Raw genomic sequence first — 6,634 nt, 5'->3', positions numbered from 1 at the left:
ACATGTCCCGAGCTCCCGTCACCCCGTGAGCGACGAGCATCGCCAAATCGGATTCGTCATTTACGTGAACGTGCATGTCCCAAAGGCCCGGGATCAAAAAGCCCCCTCGGCCGTCGACCACTTGGGCACCTGCGGGAGCGGGGGCGACACCGACGCTCGGACGCGAGATCGCGGCGATCTCTCCACTTCGAACGACGACGCGGACGTCGCGAACGACGCGTTCGCCGTCCATCGGGATTACATGAATGTTCTCGAGAACGAGAGTCTCGGGATTTTGACTCTGCGCTTCGACGCCGCCCACCATTCCATAAGCGAGTGATAGAGCCACGGCGCAGAACACGAGGTGTCTAGCCAAACGATCCTAGTTTGCTTTCGTCTTCGGTATGAGGAGGTTGGCCATTTGACGGTAGGGGATGGAGAGCTTCAAGCGGATGAGCTCCGATAGGGACACGCCCTCGGCGGCGGCCTCCCCCTTGAGAGCGGCGTGCAGGCTTCTCGGAACGGCGACTGTCAGACGTCCGGAGGCAACTTTGACGTCCTGCTCGAACTGCGCCGCATCCCTCAATCGCAGCTCCTCGTACCTTTCCTTGAGCCACCGATAGAGCTCGGAACGCAGTATCAGCTCTCGATCCTTTCGTGTGACTCCGAGTCGACCGAGCTCACCGCTCGGTCCGAAGAAGCGCGCGGAAAAAGTCGGCGCGTCGGCGCCTGCCTCGAGCATCTTCGTGGCGGCCTCTTTGAGACGTTCCGACGCTTCCCTCAGTTTCGATTTGTCGATCGTCATTCGTCTTTCTCATTCCCAGCGACACGCTTGGTTCTTCACAGCAGACGCAAGTCGACGTCATGCTCGACTTCGAGAAAGATCGCCTCCTGCGTGGTCCTCGCCTTGAATCTCTTCAGAATCGTTTCGAGCTCCACGACGTCGCTTTCGTCCACGATAACCATGTAGGCGGCGCTCGTGTCGATGCGACGCTCGCCGCTCTCGGTCCGCCATACCCCCTTGAAATGCCCGGAGAACGTCCACGCGCCGAAGGCGAGAAAGCAATCGTCCTCTACGGCGCTGATCTCTTCTCCGAGATCCCTCCCATCGTTGTCTCTCAGCGGAAGAAAAAAAGTAGCCTTCACGAAGGCCATTTCACTTTATATACCACTGAATACAATGCCATCGCAAATCGAAGAGAACAAAAGGCGAATACCTTGTCCGGACGAGCTGAGCCCTCTGCTTGTCCAATACCGGACTTGAGCCGGCGCGACCCGTGGCCGGCGTGATTCTCTGCTCCGCCGCTCACATGGCCCTAAGAGGCGAAGGGCAGGCTGACGACAAACGCCCCGACGGCCATTAGCCTTTGTCCAATCACAGGGATAAACTCACCGAATTCGGAGAAAGCCCTTGCTACCTGTCCTGCTTCCTTTGTTCGTCCTCGTCACCGTGCCGGTCGCGAGCCCGGCTGCGCCGCAGCCGACCACGGATGTGGCTACCTACATCAGCGCCGCCGAGGTGCTTGCCACCATCGATGCCGCTCCCGAGGGACGTGTCAGTGATCAGCAGATTCGTCACGTCGATGCCGGTGACGGCTACCTCGGCGTCGGCGTCGTTCAGCGCCCGCCGAAGGCGGCGGGAACGAGGCTGGACGGGATCCAGCATCACAAACAAGGCGAGGTCTACCGCGTGGTATCGGGCAGCGGAACGCTCGTCACCGCGAAGAGTCTCTCCGATGCCGAACCGCTCGATCCCCAAGGACAGATCGTTTTGACGCTCACCGGCCCGAGCTCTACCGGCGTCATCGTGGGAGGCCAGAGCCAGAAAATCGGGCCGGGCGACATCGTCATCATCCCCGCCGGCGTGGCGCACGGCTTCAGCGAGATCACGGAGACCATTACCTACCTCGTCATCCGCATCGATCCCGAGAAGCTCGTACAGCTCAAGTGAGCCGCCTCACATGATTCGAGGATGACGGAAAACGAAGGCCTGAAGCGGGAAATCGGCGTATTCGGTCTCGTCTCGAACTCCGTCAACATCGTCGTGGGCGCGGGAATCTTCGTTCTGCCCGCGATCGTCGCCGCTCAGTTGGGAACGGCGAGTGTCCTCGCCTACGTTTTGTGCGGCATTCTCATCGTGCTCATGATGCTCTGCTTCGCCGAGATCGGAAGCCGAATCACCACGACCGGGGGAGCCTACGCGTACATCGAAGTCGCTTTTGGCAGGTTCGCGGGCTTCCTCACCACGAACCTCTTCATATTCGGCGCCGCCATCATGGCGAACGCGGCGGTCGCCAACGCGTTGGCCGACACCATTTCGTACTTCCTCCCGGCTTTCAAGACTCAGGCAGTGCGGCTGCTCTTCTTCGTCGTCATGTTCGGAGGTTTCGCCTACTTCAACATCATGGGGGTCAAACGGGGTCTGTTTCTGGTCAAGTTCAACACCGTGGCCAAAATGACGCCGCTTTTCCTCCTAGTACTCTTCGGGTGGCTTTCGTTCTCGGCGTCGAACTTCGCCTGGGAGGCCACGCCGTCGTTCGGAGACCTCGGCCAAGCGTCGATGATTTTGCTCTTCGCCTTCGTGGGAATCGAGACGGGCCTGAACGTCAGCGGCGAGATCAAGGACCCACAGAGGACGATCCCGAAGGGCGTCCTCCTCAGCGCGTTCGTGGTGGTGCTGCTGTACACGCTCATCCAGCTCACGGCGCAAGGCGTCCTCGGGGAAGCGCTTCCGAGCTTCCGGGATGCGCCGCTCGCCGAGGTCGGCATGAGGATGGTCGGGCCTCTCGGAGCTTCCCTCGTCATCGTGGGAGCCTGCTTTTCGATGTTCGGCAACCTGAGCGGCTTCGCTCTCAACATGCCTCGAATCATCTTTGCCGCCGCGAGAGACGGCGTCATCCCACCGAAGCGTCTCGCCACAATCCACAGCCGCTACGCGACACCTCACGTCGCGGTCGTGAGCTACGCCGCGCTCGCGTGCTTTTTTGCCAGCACCGGGCAGTTCGAGCAGCTTTCGGTCCTGGCGAGTGCTTCGTTCCTGCTGATCTACCTGGGAGTCATCCTCGCCGTCATCAAATATCGAATGCGGAAAGAAGACGAACCGGGAACGTACAAGATGCCCGGTGGCTACCTCATCCCCGGGGCCTCGGCGGTCGCTGTCCTGTGGTTTCTGTCGAACCTGCCGGAGCGAGAGATCCGCGCCATGCTCGTTTTTCTGGTGGTCTTGAGTGTGATTTATTGGGGCCTCAACGTTCGACGAAGCAAGAATGCCTTGACGGCAGCGAAAGAGGACCTTCGATGAAATACCTGACGCGAGCGGACTTCGACGAGGCGCGTGAGAACGCCGCGCCGTACATTCATCGCACGCCCGTGCTCCGCTCTTCGACCTTGAGTCAGATGACGGGTGCAGACGTCTACCTGAAGGCGGAGATGTTCCAGAAGGCGGGTTCTTACAAAGTCCGCGGCCCGTTGAACGTGCTGGCTCACATGCCGAAAGAGGCTCGAGAGCGTGGCCTCATTTGCTCGTCCGCCGGGAACCACGCACAGGGTGTCGCCCGGGCCGCGCGAGAGTACGGGGTCAAAGCGACGGTGGTCATGGCCCACGGAGCGCCGGAAGCGAAGGTCCAGGCGACCCGCTCCTACGGAGCCGAGGTCATCCTCCACGGAAACGTATGGGACGACGCTTACCAGCATTCCCTCGAGCTCCAGAAAGAGCGAAACCTCACCTACGTCCACCCCTTCGACGATCCTTTGCTCGTCGCCGGCCAGGGAGGCGTGGGATACGAGACGATCGAAGACGTACCCGACCTCGACTTCCTGATCGTGCCCATCGGCGGAGGGGGTCTGATTTCGGGCTGCGCTCAGATCGTCAAGCTGATCAAACCGGATGTCAAGGTCATTGGCGTCGAGATGAAGGGGGCGCCGGCGATGAAACGAAGTATCGAAGCGGGACATCGCGTCACGCTCGAGAATATCCCCATCATCATCGATGGCCTCACCGTCAAGACCGTGGGTGCCTACACCTTCGAGATTTGCCGTGCCTTCGTGGACGACATCCTCGCCATCGATGAGCAGGAGATCTTCGCTGCGATTCCCTGGATCATGGAACGATGCAAGCTGGTAGCCGAGGGGGCGGCGGCGTCCACGGTCGCAGCCCTGCTGACCGAAGCCCTTCAGCCCCCCGCGGGGAGCAAGGTGGCCTGCGTCCTGAGCGGCGGCAACCTGAACCTCGCGGCGTTGAAGGGAATGACCTGGAACTGAGGAGCACATCAGGACGCGGGCGTGCCGAGCCCGCGTGAGCATCGGTCCGGAACGCACGTGGAGCATTTCCGCAGACGGTCAGACGGAGGCGCACGGACCGGAGGGCTCGCCCGTGAGCCTCGAGACGACCACTCCTCACTTCCATGGACTCCAAGCGACGAGCCAGACTTGACCACGTGGTACCCCAGGTGACGTAGCCCCGAGCTGCGCCGATTGGATACAATCAACCATGACCAGAGCACGAGCTCGACGTGCCGAGTGGACGGTGCGCCGATATCGTCTCGGCGAGGAGCCGGGTGACGATCTGTCGGAGTCGACGACGGCTGAGGAGCGAATCGATATGATGTGGGAGCTCGCGGTTTCAGCCTGGACTCTCGCCGGCCGCGAACTTCCCACGTATAGCCGCGAGCACATGCCGTCGCGGCTGTACCGACGAGGCGAGACTCCGCCGGACGACGACGACGACGACGACGTTGCCTCTTCGTAACCTCAACGAGGACTTTCGCGACCTGCTCCTGGCGTTCGCGGACGGAAACGTGGAGTTCGTCATCGTCGGCGCCTTCGCCGTCGCCTATCACGGCGTCCCGAGGGGAACGGGAGATATGGACGTCTTTGTGAAGGCGAGCCCCGATAACTCTCGGCGGGTTTTCGGCGCTCTCGTTCGCTTCGGAGCTCCCCTCGAGAGCGCAGGCGTCAAACCGGAGGACTTCGAGACACCCGGCATGGTCTACCAGATTGGCCAGCCCCCTAGGCGCATCGACGTTCTGACGGAGATTTCCGGGGTCAGCTTTGAGGAGGCGTGGGCGACCCGGCGAACGACCGAGATCCAGGGCCGCAGCGTTGCCTTCATCGGGCGAGACGAGCTCCTGCGAAACAAAGAAGCTACCGGGCGCCCCAAGGACCTTGCCGATCTTTCCCGTCTGAAGAAGAGACCGTAGTTCGGCCGCGCGGCCCGGCACCGCTGTCGATCGGTCGGATGATTCGTGAGCGTCTCACCCTCTGAGCCTGACCGCAAGGCGCGATTGTGTTAAGTTCTCCTAACCCAAATGATCCAGTCTGAAGGGCTGACGAAAATGTCGAAGACCTTCACCCGTCTCGCGCTCCTTGGTTTCCTGTCACTGCGATCACCCGCATCACTCCCGGCCCAGACCGAGGCGGAGGGGCACCGCCAGGCGATCCTTCGCTACCTCGAGCAGGTGCGGAACGAGACCGGGGCGCCGGGCATTTCGGCGGCCGTCGGCCTCGAGGGAGAAATCGTCTTTTCCGGCGGCGTGGGTTACGCCGAACTGGACAATATGACTCCGGCGGACGGCGGCACGGTGTGGAACGTCGGCTCCGTCTCCAAGGTCCTCGCCGGCGTCGCGGTAATGCAGCTCGTCGAGCGCGGCACCGTGAGTCTCGAGGATCGCATCCAGAAGTACGTCCCCAGTTACCCGGAGAAACGCAGCCCGATCACGCTCGAGCACATCCTGACGCATACCTCCGGCATCCGACACTATCGTGACGGCGAGTTCGGCCCCTATGGTCTCTACGAAGCACGGCACTTCGACGACATCAACGAGGCGATAGAGCATTTCCGAGACGACCCGCTCTTGTTCGAGCCGGGAAAGCTCTATTTCTACTCCTCGCACGCGTTCAACCTTTTGCAGGGCGTCGTGGAGACGGCGAGCGGTCTCGGCTTCGAGGAATACATGAGGCGGTTCGTCTGGGAGCCCGCCGGCATGCTGAGCTCCTCGTTCGACGTGCCCTCGCGCATCGTCCACAAGCGCGGCCGGGGCTACGTTCGGAACGAGCGCGGCGTCCTCGTGAACCCTCCCTACGTCGACCCGAGCTACAAGTACGCGGGCGGCGGCATGCTCTCCACTTCCGAGGACCTCGTCCGCTTCGGTCAAGCGATCAACGACGGCAAGCTCATGAAGGCGGAAACGGTGGCTACCCTGTTCGCCGTCCACGTCGACCCCGTCATGGAGCTCCAACGCGAGGGGGAGTCCGTCAAACAAGACTTCAAAATGGCGCTCGGCTTCCAGCTCGACGAGGACGCCGAGGGCCGCTGGTACATCAATAAGACCGGCACGGTGAAGGGCACCCGCTCCGTTGTCATCGACTACCCGGAGTACGATCTCGTCGTCGCGCTCCAGGCCAACGCCCTGCCGTTCGACTCGAAAAAGCACGCCCAGGCCATCGCCCAGATGTACCTCCCGCCGGTCCACGGCGGCTACCCGACGGACCGCGAGCCTTGACCCGGACGCTCTTCCGCTGATGAGCGGGCCCCGCGACCATCAGGAAGCGCTCGCCATAAGCGGAGATATCGTATCGAGCGGTGCGGCCTAGCGATGAGGGCCTCTAGGTGCCGCAGGTAGAGTCATCGCCGATTCGAACGGGTACGGACATCAAC

General features: G+C 61.8%; 9 protein-coding genes. 6 read left to right on the top strand and 3 right to left on the bottom strand.

Annotation, left to right across the window (positions count from 1 at the left end; all coding sequences use genetic code 11):
- The 3 genes from VEK15_30470 to VEK15_30460 all read right to left on the bottom strand — a co-directional run.
- Positions 1 to 355: hypothetical protein (locus tag VEK15_30470; GenBank protein HXV65059.1), on the bottom strand; the 355-nt coding region annotated here is incomplete at its 3' end.
- Positions 356 to 361: 6 nt separating this feature from the next.
- A complete protein-coding gene (locus VEK15_30465; GenBank protein ID HXV65058.1) occupies positions 362 to 784 on the bottom strand; it encodes a toxin-antitoxin system HicB family antitoxin in 423 nt (140 codons plus the stop codon).
- Positions 785 to 819: 35 nt separating this feature from the next.
- Complete coding sequence (locus VEK15_30460) at positions 820 to 1,134, bottom strand: hypothetical protein (protein HXV65057.1); 315 nt, start codon at positions 1,132 to 1,134, stop codon at positions 820 to 822.
- A gap of 256 nt (positions 1,135 to 1,390) precedes the next feature.
- On the opposite strand from VEK15_30460, the gene VEK15_30455 reads away from it, so the two are divergent.
- The 6 genes from VEK15_30455 (at position 1,391) to VEK15_30430 (ending at position 6,479) form a co-directional block, all read left to right on the top strand.
- On the top strand, positions 1,391 to 1,930 hold the full coding sequence (locus VEK15_30455; GenBank protein HXV65056.1) for a cupin domain-containing protein: 540 nt from the start codon (positions 1,391 to 1,393) through the stop codon (positions 1,928 to 1,930).
- Positions 1,931 to 1,951: 21 nt separating this feature from the next.
- Positions 1,952 to 3,280, top strand: a complete 1,329-nt coding sequence (locus VEK15_30450) for an APC family permease (protein ID HXV65055.1) — start codon at positions 1,952 to 1,954, stop codon at positions 3,278 to 3,280.
- Positions 3,277 to 4,239, top strand: a complete 963-nt coding sequence (gene ilvA / locus VEK15_30445; protein ID HXV65054.1) for a threonine ammonia-lyase — start codon at positions 3,277 to 3,279, stop codon at positions 4,237 to 4,239. The genes VEK15_30450 and ilvA overlap by 4 nt, the downstream gene beginning before the upstream one ends.
- 229 nt (positions 4,240 to 4,468) lie before the next feature.
- Complete coding sequence (locus VEK15_30440) at positions 4,469 to 4,726, top strand: hypothetical protein (GenBank protein ID HXV65053.1); 258 nt, start codon at positions 4,469 to 4,471, stop codon at positions 4,724 to 4,726.
- The gene (locus VEK15_30435) at positions 4,713 to 5,177 is read left to right on the top strand and encodes a hypothetical protein (GenBank protein ID HXV65052.1); all 465 of its coding nucleotides are present in this window, start codon (positions 4,713 to 4,715) and stop codon (positions 5,175 to 5,177) included. The genes VEK15_30440 and VEK15_30435 overlap by 14 nt, the downstream gene beginning before the upstream one ends.
- Positions 5,178 to 5,312: 135 nt before the next feature.
- The gene (locus VEK15_30430; protein ID HXV65051.1) at positions 5,313 to 6,479 is read left to right on the top strand and encodes a serine hydrolase domain-containing protein; all 1,167 of its coding nucleotides are present in this window, start codon (positions 5,313 to 5,315) and stop codon (positions 6,477 to 6,479) included.
- The last annotated feature ends 155 nt before the right edge of the window (positions 6,480 to 6,634 follow it).

The sequence above is a fragment of the Vicinamibacteria bacterium genome (assembly GCA_035620555.1).
GTDB lineage: Bacteria > Acidobacteriota > Vicinamibacteria > Marinacidobacterales > SMYC01 > DASPGQ01.
This window is presented reverse-complemented; position numbering and strand designations above follow the sequence as displayed.